Here is a 24422-nt window from a genome sequence, read left to right on the forward strand (position 1 = left end):
GAATGTCGAAGAGGGGCCGTCCTGTTCGACGTCCGGATGAAGCGTTCGCGATCGAAAGGACAGAACGATGAAGTACATGATGTTCGTGGTCACCGACACCCAGCGGGACACCGAGTCCGATGAGTCCGATGTCAACGTCTGGGTGGACGAGCTCGACGCGTCGGGGAAGCGCGTGATCGGGGAGGTGCTGCAGGCGCCGACCGAGTCGCGCGTCGTGCGCGTCCGCGACGGCAAGCGGTACGTCACCGACGGGCCCTTCGCCGAGACGAAGGAGTGGATCTGCGGCTTCGACATCCTCGAGGTCGACAGCCTGGAAGAGGCCATCGACATCGCCTCCCGGCACCCCATGGCGCGCAACGGCCAGCTCGAGCTGCGCCCGTTCATGCAGTGGGAGGAGACCTCCCCGGCGTGAACGGTCGACCGGTCGTCGTCACGGCAGCGGGCGCGGTCCGCGGCCGTGACGACGGCCGCGTCGCCGCATGGCGCGGTATCCGCTACGGCGAACCGCCCACCGGCCCCCTCCGCTGGCGTGCGCCGGTGCCGGCGGCGTCGTGGAGCGGGATCGCCGACGCCGACGAGTTCGGGCCGGCGGCTCCGCAGCGGCCCAACCCGGCGGTCCCGCTCGGGCCGGACGGCGCCGCGCGCATGGATGAGGACTGCCTGTTCCTCAACGTCGTCCGCCCGTCGGGCGATCCGCCCGCGAGCGGCGCGAGGCCGGTCATGGTGTGGCTGCACGGCGGCGCCTACGCGCTGGGCGCATCCAGTCAGCTGATCTACCGCGGCGACGTGTTGGCGACGAGCGGGGATGTGGTGATCGTCACCCTCAACTACCGCCTGGGAGCGCTCGGGTTCCTCGACCTGCGCTCGGCCGGCGTCGACGGCGCCGAGACGAACCTCGCGCTTCGGGATGTGCTGCTTGCGCTGCGGTGGGTGCGCGACAACATCCGCGCGTTCGGCGGGGACCCGTCCTCAGTGACGATCTTCGGCCAGAGCGCGGGCGCCGGACTCGTGACCGCGCTGCTGGCCTCCCCCGCAGCGGCCGGCCTGTTCCACCGGGCGATCGCGCAGAGCCCTCCCGCGGGCTCCATGTACGGGCCCGAGCGGTCGGCGACGGCCGCACGGCGCTTCCTCGACCGGCTGGGCAGGGCGCAGGGCGGCGGGGACGCCCTCCGGGAGCTGCCCGTCGATGCGATCGTGGATGCGGCAGCCGAGGTGTACACGGAGATCCCGCGCGAGAATCCGGGCATGCTGGCCTTCGCCCCGGTGGTCGGCGACGATCTCCTTCCGGAGGCGCCGATCCGGGTGCTCAGCGCAAGTCGCGGTCTTCCCGTCCCGCTGCTGATCGGCACCAACCGCGACGAGGCGACGTTGTTCCGGCTGATGCGGTCGCCGCTGCTGCCCATCCGGCGCCCCGCGCTGCAGCGGATGTTCGACACGATGCAGGCCGAACAGGAGCAGGGGGTGACGCTGCCGCCGGCTGACCGGATGCTGGCCGCCTATGACGGGCGCCGGTCGTCCCGAGGCGTCCGGGTGGCCACCGACATCGCGTTCCGGATGCCGGCCCTCTGGGCGGCCGCCGGTCACAGCGCCGTCGCCCCCACCCACCTCTACCGGTTCGACTTCGCCCCGCCCCTGCTGCGGCTCAGCGGCATCGGGGCGGCGCACGCCACCGACCTGCCCTACGTCTGGGGAGAGTTCGGCGCGCTCCCCCGCGATCCGTCGTTCCTTCTCGGCGGGCGGCGGGATGCTGCCGCCGTCTCCGAGCGGATGCGCGCGCGTTGGGCCGCGTACGCCCACGACGGCATCCCGGGCGACGACTGGCCCGCCTACGACGCCGCCGTGCGGGCGACCCTCGTCATCGACCGGCACGACCGGGTGGTGCCGGATCTCGACAGTCGGCTTCGGCAGAGCTGGGGCGAGCGGGTTCTGACCTTCGGCTGAGGCCCCCTAGAATCGCGACATGCTCGTCGTGCCGCTGCTCGCGCTCACACTGTTCGTGTTCGCACTCGTCGACATCATCCTGCGCCGGAGCGACCAGGTGAAGCACCTGCCGAAGGTGGCGTGGGTCTTCATCGTGATCCTCCTGCCGCTCATCGGCAGCATCCTGTGGTTCGCCGTCGGGCGCGAGTACGAGACGAGCGTCTCCCGGCCGCGCACCCTGCGGATGCCCGCGACGCGCAGCGACCCGTGGGCCGCCACCGGGCGATCGCGGGCGTCCGACGCCGACCCGGCGAGCACGGAGGCCCAACTCGCCGCCCTCGAACGCGAGATCGAGGACGCCGAGCGCGCCGAGCGCATCCGCCGGCTCGAGGACGAACTGCGCCGCCGCAGCGACACCGGCGAGACCGTCTGACCCGCGGTGTATCAGCGCCGCGACGCGTCGCTCACAGTTCCGCTGTGCGCTCGGCGATGAAACGCAGCGTGTCCTCCACCATCGCCTCCGGGATCTCGTGTCCTGCATCCGGATACACCCGCTCCTCGAGGGTCGTGTGTCCCGGGAGGAACTCGTGCATGCGGGCGATGTCCGTCGGGTTGATGACGTCGTCCTTGGCGCCGTGACCCCAGAACACCGGCGGCCGGCGTTCCGCGAGCACCGCATCCCCCCGCTCCGCATCGAGCGTCGTGAAGCCGCCGAGCGTCACCACGAACCGCAGGCTGTCGGGGGCGCGCCGTAGAGCGTGCAGCGCGGTCGCGCCTCCCTGCGACCAGCCGACCGCAGCCACCGGGGCGTCGCCGACGTTCTCGTCGATCCACGCGAGCAACGCGTCCGCGGCCGGAGCGGCGTCGCTCGACATCGCTCCAGGGCCCTCCTCGTAGGCGACGTGGAACCACTCGAACCGATCGCCCAACGGAACCGAGCCCTGAAGCAGCACCGTGCGCCACGGCGACGGCACCTGTTCGGCGATCCAGGCGAGGTCGTCGCGCACCCCGAAGCGGCCGTGCAGGAACAGCAGGACGGGCTGAGAACCGGTGGTCATGTCCCCATTCAGCCCCCTCGGAAGCAGGGCGTCCAGCCATTCGTGCGGTGATCCACAGGTTCGGTCGCGTCATACCGGCCGCCCACCGACCGTCAGTTACCTGTGGGACGACATGATCGAGGCGCCCCCGGATCGGAGGAAAGAAATGGCCGACATCACCATCACGGAGCGCGCCTCCGACCGCAGCGCAGTGCGCCAGATCGCCTGGCTGCAGTTACGGTGCGCGATCGCCGAGGAGTACGTCTCCAAGCTGCCGGACACGCTCACCATCGACGAGTTCGCTCGCTTCGCCGGCATGACCATCGGGCAGGTGAGGCATGCCACCACGACGGGCGACCTCGTCGTGTCGATCCGCGAAGGCCACCGCGGAATCGCCCCAGCCGACAACGTGGCCTTCCTGCTGCGTGAGCGGATGCTCCAGCTCCACTTCGACAAGCCGGCGTGGCCGGCGACCGACCGGTCCCTCTCGATCAGCGAAGCCGCCTACGAGCGGGTCTGGGAGGAAGCCGTGCGCTCCTCCACCACGCCCATGGATGCGCTCGACCGGCTGATCCTCGCCTCGACCGCTGCATCGGCTGCTACTCCGGCCGCAGGAAGGGCCGAGTAGCCGGCCTCCTCCGAGGTCCCGCTGCGACGGTCGAGGAGCCACGCGCTGAAACCGCCGCCGAGAAGCAGCGTGACGACGAGCCCGGTGGCGACCGACGCGATCACCACCGCCGCGCCGCCCAGTGGGGAGACCCACAGCTGGATGACGCCCAGCGCCGACACGAGCAGGCAGGTCGCGCCGATGAGGGTGGCCACGAGCGCGGCGAATGTGTCGCGCTCCAGCCGGCGCCGTGGCGCAGGGGCGCCGAGCACGTGGTGGCTGCGGGAGGACAGGGCCGCCCAGGTCTCGTCGCGGGAGTCATTGGTCACATCAAGAAGAGACGCGCGAAGCGCGGTCACTATGACGCGAGGGAGCCGGCTGCGGGACTCGAACCCGCGACCGCTCGCTTACAAGGCGAGTGCTCTACCAACTGAGCTAAGCCGGCGGCGGCGGTCACCCGCCGCCTACATCCTAGGGCAGCGGGCGCGACCGCCCGATTACGGGGTAGGCGTGGGCGTCGGGGTGGCGGTCGAGGTGTACTCGTCGCCCTGTGCCTGCAGCACGAACGCCTTGAAGTCGTCCGCGTCGGTGAGCGAACCCGTGTACGGCTTGCCGTTGACGAGCACGAGCAGGGCGTTCGTCATCTTCTTGACGTCGGAGTGCGGGATGGGCCCGCTCAGAGCGCGATCGCTGGCGGTCATCACCCAGGTCTTGAACCGGCCGTCGTCGATGCAGGAGTCGATGTCGCCCGTCTTGGTGGCGCCGGCCGCGGCGGCGCGCTTCTTCAGCCCGTCGTCGCTGAGGCCGGGTCCGCCTTCGGCGGGCTGCTTCTCGAACAAGGAGGCGTTGAACTTCCAGAACGCACTCGGCTCGTAATTGGCCACGCAGGCCGCCGCGTTCGCGGCCCGCAGCGAATACTTCGTGCCGGCGGAGTGGCTCGTGTAGATGGCGACCGGATGCATCTCGACCGTGACCGCGCCGTCCTTCACCAACGGCTCCAGCTGCTCCAGGTTGGTGCGCTGGAAGTCACCGCACAGCTTGCAGAGGTAGTCGGCGTAGATACGGATGTCGACGGTGCTGCCCGCAGGATCCGGCGTGCTCGCGACCGGCTTGGAGTCGGCCGCCAACGCGGTCGTGGTCTTCACCTTCAGCCCGGAGCCGACGACGACACCGTCGCTGGCCATGTTCTTCGGGCCGGGAACCGTCGGTCGGATCGCACTCACGATGACGACGGCGACGATGGCCACCACAGCGAGGACGGCCAGCGCGATGCCGCCGGAGAGCAGCACGCGGTTGCGTCGGTCCTTCTTCTGCTGCGTCGTGCGGAGCTGACGTGCTTTCTCCCGCGCTGCTGCGCGGACGTCGCCGTTGCGGCTGTCGTCGGGAAAGTTCTCTGGGCTCATATCTTCCGGATACTGCTCTCGGGGTAGAACGGGCCGCGCGGGGGACGCGGCGGGCAGGCGCACCCTTCGGCGCGTACAACCGGAACAGCGTAAACCGGCAGTCTGGGAATGAACCAGACGGTGGCTGGACGCGCGGGGCACAGCGGGACAGCACTCACTGAGTGACGGTTCCCGCACAGCCGGGTGGGGGTCCGGTCGAAGCAGGTCCGTCCATGCCATATTATGGCCACGTGGCATCGACGCCATCGGACGTCGACCACGTTCATCCATTCACAACGGATCGTCCGGCACGTACCTGCCGGTGAAGGAGACAAGAAGAAAATGGCGACAGTCACCTACGACAAGGCGACCCGGCTCTACCCGGGATCCACCCGCCCCGCCGTGGACGCACTGGACCTGGAGATCGCAGACGGGGAATTCCTCGTTCTCGTCGGTCCCTCCGGTTGCGGCAAGTCCACCTCCCTCCGCATGCTCGCGGGCCTCGAAGAGGTCAACGACGGCAACATCTTCATCGGTGAGCGCAACGTCACCGATGTGCCGCCGAAGGACCGCGACATCGCGATGGTGTTCCAGAACTACGCGCTCTATCCCCACATGACCGTGGCGGAGAACATGGGCTTCGCGCTCAAGATCGCCGGCGTCGGCAAGGAGGAGCGTGCACAGCGCGTCCTCGAGGCCGCCAAGCTGCTCGACCTCGAGCCGTACCTCGGCCGCAAGCCGAAGGCCCTCTCCGGTGGTCAGCGTCAGCGTGTCGCCATGGGCCGCGCCATCGTGCGTTCGCCCCAGGTGTTCCTCATGGACGAGCCGCTGTCGAACCTCGACGCGAAGCTCCGCGTGCAGACCCGCACGCAGATCGCGTCGCTGACCCGCCGCCTCGGCGTCACCACGGTCTACGTCACCCACGACCAGACCGAGGCGCTGACCATGGGCGACCGCATCGCGGTGCTCAAGGACGGCGTCCTGCAGCAGGTCGGCACCCCGCGTGACCTGTACGCGCAGCCGAACAACGTGTTCGTCGCCGGCTTCATCGGCAGCCCGGCCATGAACCTGTTCTCGGCCGACGTCACCGATGGCGGTGTCAAGTTCGGCACCTCGGTCGTCCCGATCGAGCGCGAGATCATCGCGAACGCCGGCCCGTCCGTCACCATCGGCGTGCGCCCGGAGGACGTCGTCGTCTCGACCACCGAGGGCACCGGCCTGAAAGTGACCGTCGACCTGGTCGAGGAGCTCGGCGCCGACGGCTACCTGTACGGCCACTCCGAGATCGAGGGCAAGCGCACCGACATCGTCGGCCGCGTCGACGGCCGTGTCCACCCGAACGCGGGCGACACGGTCTACATCACGCCGAAGCCGGGCCACGTCCACGCGTTCCACGCGGAGTCGGGCGAGCGCCTCGGTGGGGCGGTCGTCGACTAAGGTCTCGTCGGCTAAAGTCCTAGAGGCGAATCCTCACTCTGCCGCAGTCCGGATCCCGGGCTGCGGCAGAGTGGCATTAACCCGCACGCGCTTCGCCGCCCCTGCTACCGACCGGAGGAACCATCGTGGCCGGATCCGTGAACATCACCGCAGCGACCGTCGACCCGGCGCTTCTGGACCTCCCGTGGAACATCCCGCTGGAGGACTGGTCGAACGAGCACATCGCCCTCCTGCCGAAGGGCATCAGCCGGCACCTGGTCCGCTTCGCCAACCTGTCCGGGTACGTCATCGCCATCAAGGAGACGACGGCGGAGATGGCTCAGCGCGAGTACGACATGCTGCGAACGCTGCAGCGCTATGACGTGCCCTGCGTCGACCCGGTCGCGGTGATCAAGAACCGCAGCGACGACGACGGCACGCCGCTGAACGCCGCCCTGGTCACCCGGCACCTCAAGTTCTCGCTCCCCTACCGCGCGCTGTTCTCCCAGACGCTCCGGCCCGACACCGCGACCCGATTGGTGGATGCGCTGGCCGTGCTGCTGGTGCGCCTCCACATCGTCGGGTTCTTCTGGGGAGACGTCTCCCTGTCCAACACGCTGTTCCGTCGCGACGCGGGCGCGTTCGCCGCGTATCTGGTGGATGCGGAGACCGGGCAGCTGTACGAGGGCGGTCTCTCCAACGGTCAGCGCGAGAACGACCTGGAGATCGCCCGCGTGAACATCGCCGGCGAGCTGATGGACCTGGAGGCCGGCGGCCGTGCCGATGAGGAGCTCGACCCGATCCGCGTCTCCGACGGCATCGTTGCCGCCTACCGGTCGCTCTGGAAGGAGCTGACCGGCAGCGAGTCGTTCTCGTCGTCGGAGCGCTGGCGGATCAGCGAGCGGGTGGAGCGGCTGAACGAGCTCGGCTTCGACATCGAGGAGTTCGCGATCAAGACGTCGGAGGAGGGCACCAAGGTGCGCATCCAGCCGAAGGTCGTGGATGCCGGTCACCACCAGCGCCGCCTGCTGCGGCTGACCGGTCTCGACACCGGTGAGAATCAGGCGCGGCGGCTGCTGAACGACCTGGACTCGTACGCGGCGACCCTCGGCAATCCGGGGCTCGACGAGGAGGCGATGGCGCACGAGTGGCTGCTGCGCGTCTTCGAGCCGGTCATCCGGTCGATCCCGTCCGACCTGAAGGGCAAGCTGGAGCCGGCGGAAGTCTTCCACCAGCTCCTGGAGCACCGCTGGTTCATGTCGCAGAAGGAGGGGCGCGACGTGCCCCTCGCCGAGGCTCTCACCTCGTACATCAACGACATCCTCCGCCACCGGCGGGACGAGGCGACCGTGATCGCCCCGCCCACCGAGACGATCAGCATCCCCGTCCTCGGCGGCGCAAGCGCGACCGACGACGAGGACGACGAGGACGACTGGCGCTCGAAGGTCTGACGGCCGCGCCCGCGCCCGCGGCGGCGCCCGCGGCCGCGGGCCGCTGTCGCTACCGCTTCGCGGCCGCTGCCTCCGCTCGCAGCTTCGAGATCTCGTAGAGCGTGACGCTCGCCGCGATCCCGGCGTTCAGCGACTCCGTCGTTGCGGTGATCGGGATGGACACGACCGCGTCGCACGTCTCGGTGACGAGACGCGAGAGGCCCTTGCCCTCGCTGCCGACGACGATCACCACGGGGCGATCGGCGAACGACAGGCCGGGCAGGGTGGTGTCGCCTCCGCCGTCGAGCCCGAGGACGAAGACGCCGGCCTTCTTGAACTCCTTGAGCGTGGCCGTGAGGTTCGCCGCCATCGCGACGGGGGTCCGAGCGGCAGCGCCGGCCGAGGTCTTCCAGGCTGCGGCCGTCATCCCGACGGAACGGCGCTGCGGGATGATGACGCCCTGCCCGCCGAACGCCGCGGTCGAGCGGATGATCGCGCCCAGGTTCCGTGGGTCGGTGATGCCGTCGAGGGCGACGAACAGCGGCGTCTGACCCGTGCGGACCGTCCGGTCGAGCAGTTCTCCCGGGTGCGCGTACTCGTACGGCGGCACCTTCAGGGCGACACCCTGGTGCACGGCGTCACGGCCGGCGAGCCGGTCGAGCTCCGGCCGCATCACCTCGAGGATGGGGATGCCGCGACCGGTCGCGATGGAGAGGATCTCCTTCATCCGGTCGTCGAACTCGACGCGGGCGGCGACGTACAGCGTCGACGAGGGGATGTGGGCGCGCAGCGCCTCGAGCACCGAGTTGCGGCCGGTGACGATCTCGCTCTCATCGCCGCTCTTGGCGCGGCGCGAGGCGCCGGACGCGCCGCGCGGCGCCGCATCCCGTCCTCCCCCGCGCTGTGCGGCCTTGGCAGCCGCCCGCTCGCGCAGGGCCTTCGCCTTGCCCGCGGGATGGTAGTCGCGGTCCTCCGCCTTGGGCGTCGGCCCGCGGCCCTCCAGTGCCTTGCGTCCGTGCCCGCCGGTGCCGACCGTGGCGCCCTTCTTGCTCTTGCGCACCGCCCCGGCGCGGGGCTTTCCACCCGAGTTCTTCATGATCCGATGCTCCAATGCGACCCCGATGGGGTGTCTTCGATAGTGATTCCTGCCGCCGTCAGCTCGTCGCGGATGCGATCGGCTGCGGCGAAGTCGCGTGCGGCCCTGGCGTCCTGCCGGTCGGCCAGCAGCCGGTCGATCAGCTCGCCCAGCGCCGATTCGGCTGCCGACGTGCCACCGCTCCGCCACTGCGGCGAGAGCGGGTTGATGCCCAGTACCTCCGTCATCGCGAGCGCATGCCCGCGAGCGGTGGCCGCCGCCTCCAAGTCTTCCGCATCCAGCGCAGCATTGCCTGAACGTACGGTGTCGTGCAGCACGGCGAGCGCCTGCGGCACAGCGAGGTCGTCGTCCATGGCCTCCGCGAAGGCGTCGGGAACGACCTCCACGCCGTGGCCGGCGAACCGCGTGCCAGCGAGCCGGCGCTCGACGCGCTCGAAGAATCCTGCGATGCGGTCGAGTGCTGCTTCGGCCTCGCTCAGTGAGCCGTCGTGGTAGTCGATGGTCGACCGGTAGTGCGCCGATCCGAGGTAGTACCGCACCACCAGCGGCCGAGCGGCACCGAGCAGGTCGGCCGCGTACACCGAGTTGCCGAGCGACTTGCTCATCTTCTGTCCGTTGACGTGCACCAGACCGTTGTGCACCCAGTAGTTCGCGAAGGGGTCGCCCGCTGCCGTCGACTGCGCGATCTCGTTCTCGTGATGCGGGAACCGCAGGTCGAGCCCTCCTCCGTGGATGTCGAACTGCGGGCCGAGGTAGCGGCGCGACATGGCGGAGCACTCGATGTGCCACCCGGGCCGGCCGTCGCCCCAGGGCGACGGGAAGGCGGCGGACTCGGGCTCGTCCTCCTTGCGGCCCTTCCAGAGCGCGAAGTCGCGGGGATCGCGCTTCGCCCGTGGGTCGGCGTCGGCGGCGGCCTCCATGTTGTCGATGCTCTGACGGGTCAGCTGGCCGTACGACGGCCAGCTCTTCACGTCGAAGTAGACATCGCCCGAGCCGTCTTCCGCCGCGTAGGCGTGACCGCGCTCGATCAGCCGGCCGATGAGCTCCTGCATCTGCGGGATGCTGGCGGTCGCGCGCGGCTCGTACGTCGGCGCCTGCACGCCGAGCGCCCGGTAGGCGTCGGTGAACTCGAGCTCGAACCGGTACGCCAGCGCCCACCACTGCTCGCTGCCGCCCTCGGCCAAGCCCGCGGCGGCGTTGACGAGAATCTTGTCGTCGATGTCGGTGACGTTGCGGACGAGGGTGACGTCGAGCCCGCGGTAGCTGAACCACCGGCGCAGCTGGTCGTACACGAGTGCCGAACGGAGGTGACCGATGTGCGGCGACGACTGCACCGTGGGGCCGCAGACGTACATTCCGACTTCGCCGTCGCGAAGCGGGACGAAGTCGCGCAGCGCGCCCGCCTGGGTGTCGAAGAGTCGAAGAGTCACGGCATAAGCCTACGGGCCGCGCCCCTTCCCCCGCGTCGCCGTGTCGGACCGGTGGAGAAGTCCCCTCCGGGCGGCGCTGTGGACGGAATCAGCCCAGCAGCAACGCCGTCGCCTGAGCGGTAAGGCCCTCGCCCCTCCCGGCGAAACCCAGGCCGTCGGTCGTGGTCGCGCCCACGGAGACCGCGGCCCCGAGGATCGCCGACAGTGTCTCCTCCGCCTCCAGCCGGCGCGGCGAGAACTTCGGTCGATTGCCGATCAGCTGGACGGCAACGTTGCCGATCCGGAACCCGGCCTCCTCCACCAGTCGTCGCGCCTCCGTCAGGAAGACCTGGCCGTGCGCGCCCGCGAAGCGCGGATCCCCCGTCCCGAAGACTCCCCCGATGTCGCCCAAGCCTGCGGCCGACAGCAGCGCATCCACGATCGCGTGGGCCACCACGTCGCCGTCGCTGTGACCGGCGAGCCCCGGCTCGCCCGGCCAGTGCAGGCCTGCGAGCCACAGGTCGGCCGCCGGATCGAAGGCGTGCGTGTCGCTTCCGGCGCCGATGCGGGGAACCGCCGAGCCGCGCAGCAGCTCTTCGGCTCGCCGGAGATCCCAGGCGGTGGTCACCTTGAACGCGTGCGCGTCCCCGGGCACCACATCCACCCGGAAACCGGCGGCGGCGACGAGGCCCGCATCGTCCGTCTCGTCGCTCGTCGCGAGCGCGTAGGCGGTCAGCAGCTGCTCGCGGGGAAAACCCTGGGGCGTCTGCACCGCGGCGAGACTCGACCGGTCGACGGTCTCGTGCACCTCCCCGTCGTCGGTCACCCGCTTGACGGTGTCGCTCACCGGCAGCCCGGGGATGACGCCGTACCCGCGCTCGCGCACCGCATCCACGACCGCATCGAAGAGGGACGACGGCGCCAGGGCGCGCGCCGCGTCGTGCACCAGCACCACGTCGGTCGCAGGATCGACGACCACCAGCCCCTCTGCCACGGAGGCTTGCCGCGTCGAGCCTCCCGCGACCACGATGACCTCGCCGCCCATCACCCGCGCTGCGATAGAGCCGGCCTCGTCGAGGTGATCCGCCGGCGCGACCACGATCGGCTCGGCCATGTGCCGCATGCCGCGCACGGCATGAAGCGACCGCTCCAGCAGCGTCCGCCCCTGCAGTTCGACGAACGCCTTGGGAAGGTCAGCGCCCAGACGCGTCCCGGATCCGGCGGCGACGATGACGACCGCGACCCGCGGTCCGGTGAAGCTGTCCACGCGACGAGCGTACCGCCCGCCGCACGACAGCACCCCCGCACGACGACGGCCCCGCTGCCGAAGCAGCGGGGCCGTGGATTCGTCGGGAGCGACGTTAGGAGGCCAGCACCTCGTCGAGCAGACTCGAGGCCTTCTCGTCGTCGGTCTTCTCGGCCAGCGCCAGCTCGGAGATCAGGATCTGCCGGGCCTTGGCGAGCATGCGCTTCTCGCCGGCGGAGAGACCGCGGTCCTGATCACGGCGCCACAGGTCGCGGACGACCTCGGAGACCTTGATGACATCGCCGGAGGCGAGCTTCTCAAGGTTGGCCTTGTAACGGCGCGACCAGTTGGTCGGCTCCTCGGTGAAGGGAGCTCGCAGCACCTCGAAAACGCGGTCGAGGCCCTCTTTGCCGATGACATCGCGCACGCCGACCAGGTCGACATTCTCGGCGGGAACCTCGATGGTGAGGTCACCCTGAGTCACGTTGAGCTTGAGGTACAGCTTCTCTTCACCCTTGATGATTCTCTTCTTTACTTCGGTGATCGTTGCGGCACCGTGGTGCGGATAGACGACGGTCTCGCCAACCTCGAAAAGCATAGATTTGTTGTCCCTTCAGCAATGAATAGGATACCACACGAGGCACGTGCTAAGGTTCGCCCTCACGCCCCCGCAGGGCCAGGAGCAGCCTCCCGATGCGATAGTGTTGAAGGGAAAATCGCACCTGGAGGGTCATCCGTGAAAGCTCGAGTCGTGACGTCCGTCGCCCTCGCCCTGGCCGTCGCATTCGGCACTGCCGGATGCGGTTTCATCGCCCCGCAGGCGACGACCAAGCACTACGACGCGAGCGACGGCGTAAGCGGAAGTGTCGGCTCGATCGACGTCCGGAACGCCATCATCGTCACGGATGCGAAAGACGGCACGGTCGGCAACCTCGTCGTGACCCTGGTGAACACCGGGTCCGAGAGCCGCCGCGTCGCGATCAGCGCCGGCGACCAGAGCTCCAGCGCCGCGCACGTGACGGTGCAGCCGGGCCAGGTGAAGCAGCTCGGGCAGAACCCGGAGAACGGCGGAGCGAGCAACGTGCTCATCCCCGAGTTCACCACGAAGCCCGGCGGCCTCTACTCCGTCTACTTCCAGTACGGCGACCAGACCGGCGTGAACCTCAAGGTCCCGGTTCTCGACGGCCAGCTGCCCGAGTACTCGAGCCTCGTGCCGCCGACCATCCTTCCGGCCGCCCAGTAACCTGACCGGCCGGCACCGCCTCACGCGTTGAAGCGGTACCCGAGTCCCCGCACCGTCACGAGCATGCGGGGCTCCGACGGGCTCTCCTCGATGCGCGAGCGGATGCGCTTGATGTGCACATCCAGCGTCTTCGTGTCGCCGAAGTAGTCGCTCCCCCACACCCGGTCGATCAGCTGACCGCGGGTGAGCACGCGTCCGGCGTTGCGCAGCAGCAGCTCGAGCAGCTCGAATTCCTTCAGCGGCATGGAGATCTCCTGGCCGCTCACCGCGACGGTGTGACGGTCCACATCCATCCGCACGGTTCCCGCCTCGAGCACGCCGTCCTCTTGCTCGTCCTCCTCGACGCGGCGACGGAGAACCGCGCGGATGCGCGCCAGCAGTTCGCGCGAGGAGTACGGCTTGGTCACGTAGTCGTCCGCTCCGAGCTCCAGCCCCACGACGATGTCGACCTCCGAGTCCTTCGCCGTCAGCATGATGATCGGCACGTTCGAGCGGGTGCGGATCTCGCGGCAGACCTCGGTGCCCGGGATCCCTGGGAGCATGAGGTCGAGCAGGATGAGGTCGGCGCCGACCCGGTCGAAGGCGGCGAGGGCCGAGGGGCCGTCCTCCGCCACCTCCACCTCGTATCCCTCCCGCTTCAGCAGGTACGCGAGCGGCTCGCTGAGCGCGGCCTCATCCTCGACGAGCAGGATGGTTGTCACGGAGTGTCTCCTATCGGGGGTCGTACGGTGGAGGCTTCAGGCAGCCGGATGGTGAACGTCGAGCCGCGGCCGGGCTGGGACCAGACGCGGACCTCGCCTCCGTGGTTCTGTACGGCGTGCTTGACGATCGCGAGCCCGAGCCCCGTCCCGCCGGTGTTGCGCGAGCGCGCCTGGTCGACGCGGAAGAAGCGCTCGAACACGCGGTCGAGGTCGTCTTCGGGGATGCCTTCGCCCTGGTCGGTCACGGCGATCTCGACCACGCCGCCCGAGGTCCGGACACCGATGCCGACGCGGGAGTCGTCGGGCGAGTACTGGATGGCGTTCGAGATGAGGTTGTGCACGGCCGTCACGAGCAGGCTCTCGTTGCCGAGCACGAACGCCTGCTTCTCGCCCCGCATGGCGAGTTCGATGTTGCGCCTCTCGGCGGCCACCCGGTTCTGGTCGATGGCGGCTTTGACGACCTTGCTCGCCGACAACTCGGACGCGTCGCCGAGGGCATCCGTCGCCTGGAGGCGGCTCAGCTCGATGATGTCCTGTGTGATCCTCGCCAGGCGCTGGGCCTCCTCGGAAAGCCGCAGGGCGAAACGGCGCACCTGATCGGGGTCATCGGACGCGTCGTCGAGCGCTTCGGCGAGCAGGCCGACGGCTCCGATCGGCGTCTTCAGTTCGTGGCTGATGTTGGCGACGAAATCGCGGCGCACGGCCTCCAGCCGGAAGGACTCCGTCCGGTCCTCCGCGAGCAACAGGATGTACCGCGACCCCAGCCGCGCCACCCGGACGCTGAGGTGGATGTTGGCGTCGCCGAACGGCCCACGGGAGAGCTCGCACTCCTCGGTGAGGGACTCACCGGTCCGGCGGACTCGATCGACCAGGTCGATGAGATGGGCGTGGACCAGCGTCCCGTTCCACACCAGCCCCACCGAGTGAGCGCCCGGAGAGGCCTTGATGACGTTGTTGGACGGGTCGAGCACCACGCCGGCGGACTCGAGCGCGTCGAGCACCTGGTCGACGCCGTCCGGCACCGCCGGGCTGACCACCTGGCGCGCATGGTCGCCCCGTCGGGCCGCGATGTGCAGGATCCACACGAAACCGGCGCCGACGGCGAGCCCCAGGCCCAGCGACAGCAGCACCAACCAGGTGGAGTCCATGGCCCCAAGCGTAGGTGATGGCGATGTGCGCCCAGAGACGCGTCCCTCCCCTCGCCGCGTGTTTTCGCGGGTACGTTAGACACTGTTCAGCCCTGCGGCACCGTTTGTTAACCTGCCGCGGCGAACATGCAATACGGGGCCAGAAGGCCCCGACATCCCGCGTGCCCTCGCACGCCAGGAAGGACCACACCCCATGCGCGAAGTCTTCCAGCAGGAGCTGGCGGAGGTTCAGGACCGCCTCGTCGAGATCGCCGAGCTGGTCGTCCACTCCATCAAGAATGCGACGCTGGCGTTCAACGAGTCGGACGTGAGCCTGGCCGAGGACGTCATCGTCAACGACCACCGCATCGACGAGCTCACCGTCCTCCTGGACGAGTTGTCCATCCAGATCCTCGCCCGGCAGCAGCCGGTCGCCCGCGACCTGCGCATCGTCGTGAGCGCGCTCCGCATCAGCGCCTCGCTGGAGCGCATGGGCGACATGGCCGAGCACATCGCGCAGTTGGCGCGCTACCGCTTCCCGGACAAGGTGGTCCCGAAGAGTCTGCGCTCGACGTTCGCCGAGATGGGCCGCCTCGACGTGCAGATCGCGGAGAAGCTGGCGGAGCTCCTGCGGACGCAGGACATCCGTCTGGCCGACGAGATCCGCAACGACGACGACGACATCGACGAGCTGCACATCAGCGTCTTCGACAAAGTGCTCGGCGAGACATGGAAGGGCCAGGCGGTCGACACGGTGGATGCGACCCTCGCCTCCCGCTACCACGAGCGTTTCGCCGACCACGCGGTGTCGATCGCGAAGAAGGTGCAGTACCTCGCGACGGGCGACTGGGCTCCCGAGCTCGCCTCCTGACGCCATTCGTTCGAAATCCGTCCGTCGCACGACTGTATAGCTGCGGTCGAATTCGAAGAGGACCATCGAGGATGCAGGGACGCCCGGATTCGGGACGCCGGCGGACCTGAACGGCAGCCGTGGCTAGGGCCCCTGCCGTTGACGAAGACCACATCACCCCCTGTGTGATGTGGTCTTCGCCGTCAGGGTCAGGCGGCGCCGGTCGTGCAGCGGATGACGATTCCGACGGGGTTCAGCGTGTACGAGTAGATGACCGGCACCGACAACCATCCTGTCGCCGGGTCCCGGACGATGACATGAATCGCGATGGTGCCACCGAGGAGCGTGCCGCCGAGGTCATCCAGAAGGCTGATCGGGATGGTGGTCGTGTAGACCCCTGCGACGAGCGAGGAGGACTGACCGGTCACGGCCGAGTTCGCCACGCCCTTGTATGCGGTGAAGGTGACTGCCGAGAGAGAGTAACCGCTGGGGAGCGCCCATTGCAGGACGAGGTTCGGACTGAGAACCGGCCCGGTCCAGGAGCAGTAAGGAGCAGCGCCGGCCACGGTCACCGGGGGAATGGTCTTGGCCGTGAACCGTGCCGTCACGATCTCCCGATCCGGCCAGGACGCTGCAGCCGGAGTCCCTGCGCCGCTGACGGCGAGCACACACGTGGTCAGCACGGCGGCCAGCGCGGCACGCACTCGCGCCTCACGCATGGTCCCCGCCTCCGACTGCTGTCGAGCGTTCCGATCGTCGACGGCGCGAGGCGCATCCGGCCAGAATGAGGCCTGCGGCGACGGCCGCTGCCGCCAGTGCACCGTAGCCACCCAGTCTGCCCCCGGTGTCCGCGAGAGCCGATCCCGCCTGATCCGAACCGCCGTCGGGGCCGGACGCATCCACTCGCAACACAGCGACTGCGCGCAGGCCTGCCGCGTCGTCCGCGGACTCTGGCGTGTAGGTGATGCGGACCTGCAGGTAGCTCGTCGTCGAGGAGGGACGCGCGCCCGCCTGCAGGTTCTCGCGCACCGCGGGAAGCCGGTCGACCCGCGTGAGGGGCAGCACGGTACGGGACCCGACCGGGCACCGATCGCCTGCCCACGGTGCGGTGCAACTGAGCACTTCGGCCGAGAGCGCTCCGGATGCTGCCAGCTCTCCGGTGGCGGAGAGCTGCCCGCGAAGGCTGCCCACAGCTTCCCTCAGTGTGCGGACCTCGACCGGCCAGGCGACCGTCTCACCCGGCACGAGCAGCTTCACCGTCCCGGACGGTTCGCTGGTCACGACCAGCACCGGGGCGGAGGGCGGGACGGGTTCGAGGGCCGCCGCGGCGGGCGCTGCGCTGAGGAGGCCTGCGCTGAGGAGGCCTGCGCTGAGGAGGCCTGCGCCGACGATGACTGCCGTGATCGAGCCCAGGGCCAGCGCGGCAGTCGCGAACGCGGACAGCCGCCCCGTCATGTCGACCCCGAAGCCGTGGGACGCCGCCGACCGGCCGGCCAGAACGTCCACGCCACCAGCCCCGCCACGCCCAGGGTCAGCGCGCCGATGACAGCCGGATGGCCGAGCCAGCTCACGACGTACGCGAGGCCGGGGGCCGTCCACAATACGGTGCGCACCGTGCCGACGTCGTATGGCTCTGCGTCCACAGTGGGATTCGCGTCGCCCTTGAGCACGAGACGGGCCCATCCGGACGGCGTCTCCGACGGCACACTGGTCGACACCACGCGGTGCGTCACCGGCAGCCCGCCGGGGCGATCCACCGTCACCACTTCCCCCACCCGGGCGTCCGCAGCCGGGATCCGGTGCACCAGCGCCAGCGACCCGGCCGGGATGGTCGGCGACATCGAGCCCGTACGGAACATGACGAGACTCAGCTGGAACCCCACCGCAGCCACCACGCAGACGAGACAGAGCACCCCGCCCGCCGCCGCGACGGTGAGCAGCCCCGTCCGGACCACCTCGGCCGGGCGGCGCTTGGTGATCGGGACGGCCTCCTCGGTCAGTTGGACGCTGCCTGGAACTGCCACGTCGCGGTCCCCGTCTGAGATTGCGTCAGCCCCGCTCCCGCGCGGACCACGAAGCACAGCGGCACGGCGGCCCCTGGGTTCGTCGTCGGCGTCCCGGCCGCAAGCGCGAAGGTCACCGTTCCCGGCACCGAGCCCACCGCGGTGTTCGTGGGAACCAGCGTCGTGCCGGTCGTCGCCGCCGAGCATCCGAATGCGCTCGGCTGGATCAGCGAGTACGTGAGGTTCGCGACCGTGCCCGAGGTCGACGGAGCCGTGACCGTCACCGTGGCGGGGCTGGTGGTGTTGGCGGCGAGCCGCACGGCGTACGGCGCATAGACGACGTCGCCCGGCGACAGGTTCGCCGCGTTCACGCTGAACCCGAGCGTTGCGCCCGGCGCGGACGCGTGATCGGAGAACGCGGCCCCGTCGGTGGAGCCCTGCAGGTTGAAGCTACCTGCCTGGAACGTCCCGGTGACGAACTCGGAATCGTTCCACGCGGCCAGCGTCACGGTCGCGCCGACACCCAGCACCAGTCCGGCGGCCAGGATCGCGCGCACCCTCCCGGACCGTGCACCCACCGTGTCATCCGTCTGTCGAACTGCCTTCTGCTTCATTGCATCCCCATCTCATCGAGCCGGCCTCGCAGGCCGGCGCTCAGGCAGGTCGTTCTCCCGCCTCACTGAGGTAGACGAGTGGTTCTGCATTCTGTGACGCGATGTTTTCAAAACGGGCAATATTGACACATGTGAGATGTGCTCAGGGAGTGAGCGGGATGCGCGCGGCGACCAGACGCGTGGATCGCGGCGCGCGCGCGACGACGGACACCTCGGCGAGGAGCGCACGCTCGCCGGGATGCAGCCGCCCCGCACGCTGATCCGTGACGTGCGGGCGATAGCCGTCACGGATGTGGCGCTGGTCACGGATGCTCGCCCCCGTGGCCTCCAGCGCATCCACCATCGCCGTGTGCAGCGATTGGAGGGCGGCGGACTCGCGCAGCACGGTCACCGGGACGGTCGCGTGCGCGCCGAACCGCTCCCGGCCCGAGGCGACCACGGGGATGGGGGCGACCTGCGGCACGAGCTCGGCCACCGCCGCAGCGGCCAGCTCCGTCTCGAACGGGGGCACCAGGGTGACGTGCAGCGGCCAGTCCCCGGCCGGGAACTGCTCCGGAGACGCGTCGTCGCCGCGTCCCCGGAGGAACGCGACGACGACGAAGGTACTGGTCGTGGCTACTTCTTGCCCTGCGCGGCGACCGCGGCAGCACCGGCCGCTGCGGCCTCCGGGTCGAGGTAGTACGACGGCTCGAGCGGCGTGAAGTCCTCGCCGAGCTTGTAGACGAGCGGGATGCCGGTCGGGATGTTGAGCCCGGCGATGTCCTCGTCCGAGATGCCGTCGAGGTGCTTCACCAGGGCGCGCAGCGAGTTACCGTGCGCGGTCACGAGCACCGTCTTGCTCTCGGCGAGGTCGCGCGTGATGTCCGACTCCCAGTACGGCAGCATCCGGGCGATGACGTCCTTCAGGCACTCAGTGCGGGGCAGGTCGTCGCCGAGCCCCGCGTACCGCGGGTCGCCGACCTGCGAGTAGCGGCTGTCGTCGGCGAGCGGCGGCGGCGGCACGTCGAACGAACGGCGCCACAGCTGGAACTGCTCCGGACCGTACTGCTCGAGCGTCTCGGCCTTGTCGAGGCCCTGCAGTGCACCGTAGTGGCGCTCGTTGAGGCGCCACGAGCGCTGCACCGGGATCCACAGCCGGTCGGCCACATCGAGCGCGTAGTTCGCCGTCTGGATGGCGCGGGTCAGCACCGACGTGTGCAGCACGTCCGGCTCGAGGCCGGAGTCGCGGAGCAGTTCGCCCGCGCGCTTGGCCTCGGCCACGCCGGTCTCGCTGAGTCGCACGTCGACCCAGCCGGTGAACAGGTTCTTCTCGTTCCACTCGCTGCTGCCGTGGCGCAGGAGGATCAGGGTGTAGGGAGCGGCCATGCCCCCAATCTATCGGACGCTGCCAGGATGGATGCATGGCTTCCGGCGCCGTCGGCACGGTCACCCGTGGCACGACCAACACCAACCGGCTGCGTCGTGTGGATCGGTGGATCGCAGCGCAGCCGGAGCTCCGCCGCGCCTCCGACCCGGTCGTGGTCGACCTGGGCTACGGCGCCAGCGGGGTCACCGCCCTGGAGCTGCACCAGCGGCTGTCGAAGGTGCGCCCCGACGTCGAGGTGGTCGGACTGGAGATCGACCCGGGGAGGGTCCGGACGGCCACCGAGCAGCTGGAGGCGGTGCGCGCGGGCCGCACCGGATTCGATGCGAAGGCGCGCATCCGGTTCGCCCTCGGCGGCTTCGAGGTGCCCCTGGAGGGCGGCCGGCAAGCGGCCGTGATCCGCGCGTTCAACGTGCTCCGGCAGTACCGGGAGGACGACGTGCCGGCGGCCTGGGACCGGATGCGGGCACGCCTGCAGCCGCAGGGCCTGCTGGTCGACGGCACCTGCGATGAGATCGGCCGGATCTCCAGCTGGGTGGCCCTTGACGCCCAGGGGCCGCGATCGCTCACCGTGTCGCTGCGGTTACGGGAACTCGAGGCGCCGTCGATCGTGGCCGAGCGGCTGCCGAAGGCGCTCATCCACCGCAATGTCCCCGGCGAGCGCGTGCACGCGTTCCTGTCCGACCTTGACCGGCTGTGGCGCATCCACTCGCCGCTCGCCGCCTACGGGCCGAGCCAGCGCTGGATCGCGGTCGTGCAGGGGATGCGCGACTCCGGCTGGCCGGTGAGCGGTGGCCGGTCCCGCTGGCGGCTGGGCGAGCTCACGGTCGCGTGGGAAGCGGTGGCGCCGGCACCGTGACAGGCCGACTGGCGCAGGTGGTACCGCAGCAACGAAAAGCAGCGGCCCAGCGGGAAGCAGGCTAGGCGCGGGGCGTGCGCGTGACCGCACCGAGGCGCGGGATGCGCGGGATGTGCGCCTCCGCACCGGCCTCCGGCGGCACCACGATCTCCTGCGCCGCCGCGACAGCCGTGCCGTCCGCATCCACGACGAGAGTGGCCGTCGCATCAGTGGACCTCTTCACGACGGCCAGCGCGATGGGGCCCAACTCGTAGTGCAGACCGGCCGAGGTGACGGCCCCCACCTCACGTCCGTCGAGCGACACGACAGCCCCCGGTGAGGGATGCGCCCCCTCCGACCCGTCGAGGTGCAGCATGACCAGCCGGCGCGGCGGATGTCCGAGATTGTGCACCTTGGCGACCGTCTCCTGACCGCGGTAGCAGCCCTTGCTGAGGTGCACGGCCGTGCGCAGCCAGTCCAGCTCGTGCGGGATCGTGCGCTCGTCCACCTCGGTCGAGAACCGTGGACGCCACGCGGCGATCCGCAGCGCGTCGGCCGCCAGCGTGCCGGCGACCGACAGCTCGCCGGACTGCACCCGGCCGACCAGCGAGGGCAGGGCGTCGCGTGGGACGAGGCGCTCGCTCCACGACCAGCCGGCGCCGGGATGATCACCGAGAGCGTACTGGTGGCCTCCGGGGGCAACCGCCCGCCACGGGTCGTGCCAAATGAGCGGGACGGCGTTCGGCGCGGCAATCGGCAGCGGCGGATCGCCGAGCGTACCGATCGTCGCGAGCTCCGCCGTGCGGTCGGCCAGCTCGACCCGCAACATGAAGCGCATGCGGTCGAGCCACGCCAGCAGGCCCTCGGCCTCGGGGCGGTCGACCAGCATCCACAGCGTCTCGCCGTCGTCGAGCAGCCGGACGGCATGCTCGACGCGACCTGTCACATCCAGCAGCAGGGTCTCGGACGACTCCCCCGGCCGCAGCCCGGTCAGCGCCTGGCTGGTGAGCGAGTTGAGCCAGCTGAGCCGGTCTGGGCCCTGGATGGTGAGCACCGCACGATCGGACAGGTCGACGATCGCAGCGCCCTCGGCGAGCGCCCGCTGCTCGGCCAGGGGACTGCCGTAGTGCGCGGGAACGCCGTTGCCTTCCGTGTCGACCGCGCCGGGAAGGTCGAGGAACGGCGAGCGCGTCGCGGTGTCCGAGTGTCCGTCCGAGTGTCCGTCCGTGTGAGCATCCATCTGGCCGCCGTCTCCTTCAGTCGACTTTGGCGAGCCGCGCCGACGCGTGCGTCCGCAGCTCCTGGCCGAGCGCGGCGATGTCCCACGCCCACAGCAGGTGTCCCTCGACCAGGCCGTACAGGCGGGTCGCCGCCGTGTACTCCTTGGCGCCGGCGGTCCGCAGCACGGCGTCGGTGGCGAGGTCGATGCGCGGGCCTGCCACCTGGCCGAGGTAGAGCTCGCTCACGCCGTCCGGGTGGATGATCGACACGTCGATGTCGAAAGCGCCGTTCGAGTTTCGCAGCGCCTCGACGGACTGCGCCGTGCTGAAGGGCCGCACACCGGCGCCCGGGAGCATGGCCGGGCCCGCATCCCCCTCCACCAGCTTGCGGTGCAGGCGCCAGTAGCCGGTCTCGGCGGCGAGCGGAGTGCTCTGCTCGTCGAGCACCCAGGAACTGGCCGAATAGTTCAGGTAGCCGAGGCCGTCATGGCTGAAGCTGATGCGCTGGCCGAACTCCAGCTGCGTGTGCTCCTCGTCGATGGCGTAGTCGAGAACGCCGGTCCCCTCCCAGACCCCGATCAGCCAGGAGAGAGGAACCAGCTCGGCGGGGAGGTCGGTGGGGATCTCGATCATGACCCGGACCTCGACGCTCAGCGCTGACCGCGGAAGAGGTTGTAGACGACCAGCCCCGAGACGCCGAGGATGGCGAGAGTTGCCAGGCCCAGAAGGCCGACGAAGAAGAGTTCGAGAGCGACCAGCATGAGTCCAGTCTAACCAGGCAGAACCGACATCCGGTCAGGATGCGACGTCGATGAGCGCCAACACGCCGCCGATGAGGCCGAGGACGACGAAACTGCCGGCGAAGGTGACCGCGAGACGATTGATGAACCCGTCCTTCTGCTGCGTCGCCAGCTGGGCCACGAAGCCGAGCAGCACGCACACGGCGAGCCCGAGCGAGATCCAGGACGCGTAGCCGGCGGGCTGCGAGAGCACACCGATGAGGATGCCGAACACGATGGCGACCAGCCAGACCGAACCGATGCTGACGACGCTCGCCCACAGCGGAAGCGGCGGCTGCACGGGCCCTGCCGCTGCGGCCGGGCCCATCACGTGCGGGGTCGGAGTGTCCGGAGTGTCGTCGCTCACGCCCCCATTCTGCCCCGGCTCGGCCGTGTGAAGGCTGCGGGAAGAGCGGGCGGCCGTTTCCGGTAGCATTACGGCACGAACGGTGAGGAGGAATGAGTGGCGCAACTTCTGATCCTCACTTCCGCGCCCTCGTCGTCCGCACCCCGCACTCCGGGGTCCCCCGCTTCCGCCGCCGATTCCGGGCCGGGCGCAGAAGTACTGCCGTCGCTCGCACTGCTCAGCCATCGCGTCCGCCAGATCCCCGCCGAGCCGGCCTCCCTCGTCAACGCGCCCAGCTGCGACCTGATCTTCGTGGATGCGCGACGCGACCTGGCCAGCGCCAAATCGCTGTGCAAGATCCTCACCACGACCGGTGTCACCGTCCCGCTCCTCCTGGTGCTCACCGAGGGCGGGCTCACCGCCGTCAGCGCCGACTGGGGCGTGAGTGACGTCGTCCTCGACAACGCCGGGCCGGCCGAGCTGGATGCGCGCATCCGGCTGGCCATCGGCCGCCAGACGCAGGAGCACTCGCAGTCCAAGATCCAGGCGTCGGGCATCACGATCGACGAGGCGAGCTACTCGGCCAAGGCGCACGGCCGGCAGCTCGACCTCACGTTCAAAGAGTTCGAGCTGCTGCGGTTCTTCGCGACGCATCCCTCACGCGTGTTCACTCGGGAGCAGCTGCTCAGCGAGGTCTGGGGCTACGACTACTTCGGCGGCACCCGCACGGTCGACGTTCACGTGCGGCGCCTCCGGGCGAAGCTCGGCGACCTCGAGTCGCTGATCGGCACGGTACGCAACGTCGGCTACCGGTTCAACGTCTACGAGGAGGAGAATGACCGCCTCCCTACGTCTGTCCGTCCCTGACCTGGCCGATCCGCAGCAGCGGGAGGCGTTCTTCGGCGTCGCCGCCGCGGCCTCCGAGGAGGACGGCGCCGACGCCTTCAACGAGCAGGCGCGGCTCGACCTCCACGCCGGACGCCGCTCCCCCGTCGTCGCGACGGCGACCGGCGGAGCAGGAGACGGCCGGATCGTCGCGGCCGCTGCACTCGGACGCGGCGAACTCGACCTGGTCGTCGATCCCCTGTTCCGCGGTCTCGGGTTCGGCGAGGCGATGCTGGACGGAGTGCTCTCGACCGCGAAGGGCACGCTCTCCGCGTGGTCGCACGGCGACCATCCCGCCGCTGCCCGGCTGGCCGAGCGGTTCGGGTTCGAGCCGGTCCGCCGGCTGCTGCGGCTGACGGCGCCGGTCGCTCCGGACATCGCGTCCGCCGACGAGGTGCCCGCTCCGTTCACGCTATCCGCCTTCCGGCCCGGCGTCGACGAGGAGGAGTGGGTGGAGCTGAACGCGACGGTCTTCTCCTCGCATCCCGAGCAGGGTTCGCTCACCGTGGCGGATCTGCGGGACCGGATGGCCGAGCCGTGGTTCGACGCCGCCGACCTCCTCGTGCTGCGCGACGGGGACGGTCGCATGGTCGGCTTCGACTGGCTCAAGGTGGAGGGCGGCGCGGCCGAGGTCTACGTGCTCGGCGTCGATCCGCGGCTGGCCGGGAGAGGGCTGGGGCGTTCGCTGCTCCGGGCGGGATTCGCCCGGCTCTCCGACCGGGGAGCCGACCGCGTCGACCTGTACGTTGAGGGCGACAACACCACGGCACTGGCGCTGTACCGCTCGGCCGGGTTCATGGACGACACCGTCGATGTGCAGTACCGCCGGGAAGGGCGGGCGCAGGCGACCTGACCTGCGCACATTTCTCCACAGGCAGCGTTTATCCACCGTTTACGTCCGGCCGTCCCT

The 24422-nt window shown here is 69.9% G+C and carries 27 protein-coding genes, 1 tRNA gene and 1 pseudogene; 11 read left to right on the forward strand and 18 right to left on the reverse strand.

Going from position 1 to position 24422, the window contains the following annotated elements; genetic code table 11:
- Nucleotides 1-67: 67 nt before the first annotated feature.
- The 3 genes from AB7E03_RS07670 to AB7E03_RS07680 are packed head-to-tail and all read left to right on the forward strand — an operon-like array spanning nucleotide 68 to nucleotide 2353.
- Complete coding sequence (locus AB7E03_RS07670) at nucleotides 68-412, forward strand: YciI family protein (RefSeq protein ID WP_441781506.1); 345 nt, start codon at nucleotides 68-70, stop codon at nucleotides 410-412.
- On the forward strand, nucleotides 409-1941 hold the full coding sequence (locus tag AB7E03_RS07675) for a carboxylesterase/lipase family protein (RefSeq protein ID WP_489940716.1): 1533 nt from the start codon (nucleotides 409-411) through the stop codon (nucleotides 1939-1941). The genes AB7E03_RS07670 and AB7E03_RS07675 overlap by 4 nt, the downstream gene beginning before the upstream one ends.
- Nucleotides 1942-1960: 19 nt before the next feature.
- A complete protein-coding gene (locus AB7E03_RS07680) occupies nucleotides 1961-2353 on the forward strand; it encodes a PLDc N-terminal domain-containing protein (RefSeq protein ID WP_489940718.1) in 393 nt (130 codons plus the stop codon).
- A 31-nt stretch (nucleotides 2354-2384) separates the two neighbouring features.
- On the opposite strand, the gene AB7E03_RS07685 is transcribed toward AB7E03_RS07680, so the two are convergent.
- Entirely contained in the window at nucleotides 2385-2978 is a 594-nt protein-coding gene (locus tag AB7E03_RS07685) for an alpha/beta hydrolase (protein ID WP_489940720.1), read from the reverse strand.
- A gap of 145 nt (nucleotides 2979-3123) precedes the next feature.
- Here AB7E03_RS07685 and AB7E03_RS07690 point away from each other — a divergent pair, with 145 nt between their 5' ends.
- Complete coding sequence (locus AB7E03_RS07690; RefSeq protein WP_489940722.1) at nucleotides 3124-3585, forward strand: hypothetical protein; 462 nt, start codon at nucleotides 3124-3126, stop codon at nucleotides 3583-3585.
- A gap of 351 nt (nucleotides 3586-3936) precedes the next feature.
- Here AB7E03_RS07690 and AB7E03_RS07695 read toward each other — a convergent pair.
- Nucleotides 3937-4009: transfer RNA gene (locus AB7E03_RS07695), tRNA-Thr, on the reverse strand.
- 52 nt (nucleotides 4010-4061) lie between these two features.
- Nucleotides 4062-4967, reverse strand: coding sequence for a DsbA family protein (locus tag AB7E03_RS07700; protein ID WP_489940724.1), 906 nt, complete (start codon nucleotides 4965-4967; stop codon nucleotides 4062-4064).
- Nucleotides 4968-5288: 321 nt separating this feature from the next.
- Between AB7E03_RS07700 and AB7E03_RS07705 the strand changes: the two genes are divergently transcribed.
- Together AB7E03_RS07705 and AB7E03_RS07710 are read left to right on the forward strand one after the other, a co-directional pair.
- Nucleotides 5289-6383, forward strand: a complete 1095-nt coding sequence (locus AB7E03_RS07705; RefSeq protein ID WP_489940726.1) for an ABC transporter ATP-binding protein — start codon at nucleotides 5289-5291, stop codon at nucleotides 6381-6383.
- Nucleotides 6384-6508: 125 nt separating this feature from the next.
- The gene (locus AB7E03_RS07710) at nucleotides 6509-7813 is read left to right on the forward strand and encodes a DUF4032 domain-containing protein (RefSeq protein WP_489940728.1); all 1305 of its coding nucleotides are present in this window, start codon (nucleotides 6509-6511) and stop codon (nucleotides 7811-7813) included.
- Nucleotides 7814-7862: 49 nt separating this feature from the next.
- Here AB7E03_RS07710 and rlmB read toward each other — a convergent pair whose 3' ends face one another.
- The 4 genes from rlmB to AB7E03_RS07730 all read right to left on the reverse strand — a co-directional run bounded on the left by rlmB (nucleotide 7863) and on the right by AB7E03_RS07730 (nucleotide 12141).
- On the reverse strand, nucleotides 7863-8888 hold the full coding sequence (gene rlmB, locus AB7E03_RS07715; protein ID WP_489940730.1) for a 23S rRNA (guanosine(2251)-2'-O)-methyltransferase RlmB: 1026 nt from the start codon (nucleotides 8886-8888) through the stop codon (nucleotides 7863-7865).
- Nucleotides 8885-10318, reverse strand: coding sequence for a cysteine--tRNA ligase (gene cysS, locus AB7E03_RS07720; protein ID WP_489940732.1), 1434 nt, complete (start codon nucleotides 10316-10318; stop codon nucleotides 8885-8887). The genes rlmB and cysS overlap by 4 nt, the downstream gene beginning before the upstream one ends.
- A gap of 88 nt (nucleotides 10319-10406) precedes the next feature.
- Complete coding sequence (ispD, locus tag AB7E03_RS07725) at nucleotides 10407-11564, reverse strand: 2-C-methyl-D-erythritol 4-phosphate cytidylyltransferase (protein ID WP_489940734.1); 1158 nt, start codon at nucleotides 11562-11564, stop codon at nucleotides 10407-10409.
- A gap of 94 nt (nucleotides 11565-11658) precedes the next feature.
- Nucleotides 11659-12141 carry a CarD family transcriptional regulator gene (locus AB7E03_RS07730; RefSeq protein ID WP_021763858.1) on the reverse strand — a complete coding sequence of 161 codons (483 nt, stop codon included), beginning with the start codon at nucleotides 12139-12141 and terminating at the stop codon, nucleotides 11659-11661.
- A gap of 153 nt (nucleotides 12142-12294) precedes the next feature.
- Between AB7E03_RS07730 and AB7E03_RS07735 the strand changes: the two genes are divergently transcribed.
- Complete coding sequence (locus tag AB7E03_RS07735) at nucleotides 12295-12786, forward strand: hypothetical protein (RefSeq protein ID WP_489940737.1); 492 nt, start codon at nucleotides 12295-12297, stop codon at nucleotides 12784-12786.
- 20 nt (nucleotides 12787-12806) lie between these two features.
- Here the strand turns inward: AB7E03_RS07735 and AB7E03_RS07740 are convergent, their stop codons facing one another.
- Nucleotides 12807-13487 carry a response regulator gene (locus AB7E03_RS07740; protein ID WP_441781494.1) on the reverse strand — a complete coding sequence of 227 codons (681 nt, stop codon included), beginning with the start codon at nucleotides 13485-13487 and terminating at the stop codon, nucleotides 12807-12809.
- Nucleotides 13484-14635 (reverse strand): sensor histidine kinase, encoded by a 1152-nt coding sequence (locus tag AB7E03_RS07745; RefSeq protein WP_489940739.1) that lies wholly within the window; start codon nucleotides 14633-14635, stop codon nucleotides 13484-13486. Before AB7E03_RS07745 ends, AB7E03_RS07740 begins: the two co-directional genes overlap by 4 nt.
- Before the next feature lie 193 nt (nucleotides 14636-14828).
- Between AB7E03_RS07745 and phoU the strand changes: the two genes are divergently transcribed.
- Nucleotides 14829-15485 carry a phosphate signaling complex protein PhoU gene (phoU, locus tag AB7E03_RS07750; RefSeq protein WP_489940741.1) on the forward strand — a complete coding sequence of 219 codons (657 nt, stop codon included), beginning with the start codon at nucleotides 14829-14831 and terminating at the stop codon, nucleotides 15483-15485.
- 188 nt (nucleotides 15486-15673) lie between these two features.
- On the opposite strand, the gene AB7E03_RS07755 is transcribed toward phoU, so the two are convergent.
- The 6 genes and pseudogenes from AB7E03_RS07755 to AB7E03_RS07780 all read right to left on the reverse strand — a co-directional run bounded on the left by AB7E03_RS07755 (nucleotide 15674) and on the right by AB7E03_RS07780 (nucleotide 19446).
- Nucleotides 15674-16183: a hypothetical protein gene (locus tag AB7E03_RS07755; RefSeq protein WP_489940743.1), complete on the reverse strand. Its 510-nt coding sequence runs from the start codon at nucleotides 16181-16183 to the stop codon at nucleotides 15674-15676.
- Nucleotides 16176-16970 (reverse strand): hypothetical protein, encoded by a 795-nt coding sequence (locus AB7E03_RS07760; protein ID WP_489940745.1) that lies wholly within the window; start codon nucleotides 16968-16970, stop codon nucleotides 16176-16178. Before AB7E03_RS07760 ends, AB7E03_RS07755 begins: the two co-directional genes overlap by 8 nt.
- A complete protein-coding gene (locus AB7E03_RS07765; protein ID WP_489940747.1) occupies nucleotides 16916-17488 on the reverse strand; it encodes a S24/S26 family peptidase in 573 nt (190 codons plus the stop codon). The genes AB7E03_RS07760 and AB7E03_RS07765 overlap by 55 nt, the downstream gene beginning before the upstream one ends.
- A complete protein-coding gene (locus AB7E03_RS07770; RefSeq protein WP_489940749.1) occupies nucleotides 17461-18045 on the reverse strand; it encodes a SipW-dependent-type signal peptide-containing protein in 585 nt (194 codons plus the stop codon). Before AB7E03_RS07770 ends, AB7E03_RS07765 begins: the two co-directional genes overlap by 28 nt.
- A gap of 178 nt (nucleotides 18046-18223) precedes the next feature.
- A pseudogene (locus AB7E03_RS07775) lies at nucleotides 18224-18610 on the reverse strand (2'-5' RNA ligase family protein); the annotation flags it as partial.
- A gap of 86 nt (nucleotides 18611-18696) precedes the next feature.
- The gene (locus tag AB7E03_RS07780) at nucleotides 18697-19446 is read right to left on the reverse strand and encodes a phosphoglyceromutase (RefSeq protein ID WP_489940751.1); all 750 of its coding nucleotides are present in this window, start codon (nucleotides 19444-19446) and stop codon (nucleotides 18697-18699) included.
- A gap of 35 nt (nucleotides 19447-19481) precedes the next feature.
- On the opposite strand from AB7E03_RS07780, the gene AB7E03_RS07785 reads away from it, so the two are divergent.
- Entirely contained in the window at nucleotides 19482-20303 is an 822-nt protein-coding gene (locus AB7E03_RS07785; RefSeq protein WP_489940753.1) for a class I SAM-dependent methyltransferase, read from the forward strand.
- A 61-nt stretch (nucleotides 20304-20364) separates the two neighbouring features.
- Here the strand turns inward: AB7E03_RS07785 and ygfZ are convergent, their stop codons facing one another.
- From ygfZ to AB7E03_RS07800, 3 genes are all read right to left on the reverse strand, one after another.
- Complete coding sequence (ygfZ, locus tag AB7E03_RS07790; RefSeq protein WP_489940755.1) at nucleotides 20365-21522, reverse strand: CAF17-like 4Fe-4S cluster assembly/insertion protein YgfZ; 1158 nt, start codon at nucleotides 21520-21522, stop codon at nucleotides 20365-20367.
- 16 nt (nucleotides 21523-21538) lie between these two features.
- Entirely contained in the window at nucleotides 21539-22135 is a 597-nt protein-coding gene (locus AB7E03_RS07795) for a nitrobindin family protein (protein WP_489940757.1), read from the reverse strand.
- A gap of 162 nt (nucleotides 22136-22297) precedes the next feature.
- Nucleotides 22298-22648, reverse strand: coding sequence for a hypothetical protein (locus tag AB7E03_RS07800; RefSeq protein WP_489940759.1), 351 nt, complete (start codon nucleotides 22646-22648; stop codon nucleotides 22298-22300).
- A 96-nt stretch (nucleotides 22649-22744) separates the two neighbouring features.
- On the opposite strand from AB7E03_RS07800, the gene AB7E03_RS07805 reads away from it, so the two are divergent.
- Nucleotides 22745-23494, forward strand: coding sequence for a response regulator transcription factor (locus AB7E03_RS07805; protein WP_489940761.1), 750 nt, complete (start codon nucleotides 22745-22747; stop codon nucleotides 23492-23494).
- Complete coding sequence (gene mshD, locus AB7E03_RS07810; RefSeq protein WP_489940763.1) at nucleotides 23463-24365, forward strand: mycothiol synthase; 903 nt, start codon at nucleotides 23463-23465, stop codon at nucleotides 24363-24365. Before AB7E03_RS07805 ends, mshD begins: the two co-directional genes overlap by 32 nt.
- Nucleotides 24366-24422: the final 57 nt, after the last annotated feature.

The organism is Leifsonia sp. RCC_180 (assembly GCF_058138205.1).

Bases quoted from the DNA above. Each gene is read 5' to 3' on its own strand.
- ygfZ (WP_489940755.1), bottom strand. From the start codon at position 21,522: ATGGATGCTCACACGGACGGACACTCGGACGGACACTCGGACACCGCG.
- mshD (WP_489940763.1), top strand. From the start codon at position 23,463: ATGACCGCCTCCCTACGTCTGTCCGTCCCTGACCTGGCCGATCCGCAG.
- AB7E03_RS07755 (WP_489940743.1), bottom strand. From the start codon at position 16,183: ATGCGTGAGGCGCGAGTGCGTGCCGCGCTGGCCGCCGTGCTGACCACG.
- AB7E03_RS07730 (WP_021763858.1), bottom strand. From the start codon at position 12,141: ATGCTTTTCGAGGTTGGCGAGACCGTCGTCTATCCGCACCACGGTGCC.
- AB7E03_RS07680 (WP_489940718.1), top strand. From the start codon at position 1,961: ATGCTCGTCGTGCCGCTGCTCGCGCTCACACTGTTCGTGTTCGCACTC.
- AB7E03_RS07690 (WP_489940722.1), top strand. From the start codon at position 3,124: ATGGCCGACATCACCATCACGGAGCGCGCCTCCGACCGCAGCGCAGTG.
- rlmB (WP_489940730.1), bottom strand. From the start codon at position 8,888: ATGAAGAACTCGGGTGGAAAGCCCCGCGCCGGGGCGGTGCGCAAGAGC.
- AB7E03_RS07705 (WP_489940726.1), top strand. From the start codon at position 5,289: ATGGCGACAGTCACCTACGACAAGGCGACCCGGCTCTACCCGGGATCC.
- AB7E03_RS07780 (WP_489940751.1), bottom strand. From the start codon at position 19,446: ATGGCCGCTCCCTACACCCTGATCCTCCTGCGCCACGGCAGCAGCGAG.
- phoU (WP_489940741.1), top strand. From the start codon at position 14,829: ATGCGCGAAGTCTTCCAGCAGGAGCTGGCGGAGGTTCAGGACCGCCTC.
- AB7E03_RS07685 (WP_489940720.1), bottom strand. From the start codon at position 2,978: ATGACCACCGGTTCTCAGCCCGTCCTGCTGTTCCTGCACGGCCGCTTC.
- AB7E03_RS07785 (WP_489940753.1), top strand. From the start codon at position 19,482: ATGGCTTCCGGCGCCGTCGGCACGGTCACCCGTGGCACGACCAACACC.
- AB7E03_RS07700 (WP_489940724.1), bottom strand. From the start codon at position 4,967: ATGAGCCCAGAGAACTTTCCCGACGACAGCCGCAACGGCGACGTCCGC.
- AB7E03_RS07745 (WP_489940739.1), bottom strand. From the start codon at position 14,635: ATGGACTCCACCTGGTTGGTGCTGCTGTCGCTGGGCCTGGGGCTCGCC.
- AB7E03_RS07670 (WP_441781506.1), top strand. From the start codon at position 68: ATGAAGTACATGATGTTCGTGGTCACCGACACCCAGCGGGACACCGAG.
- AB7E03_RS07795 (WP_489940757.1), bottom strand. From the start codon at position 22,135: ATGATCGAGATCCCCACCGACCTCCCCGCCGAGCTGGTTCCTCTCTCC.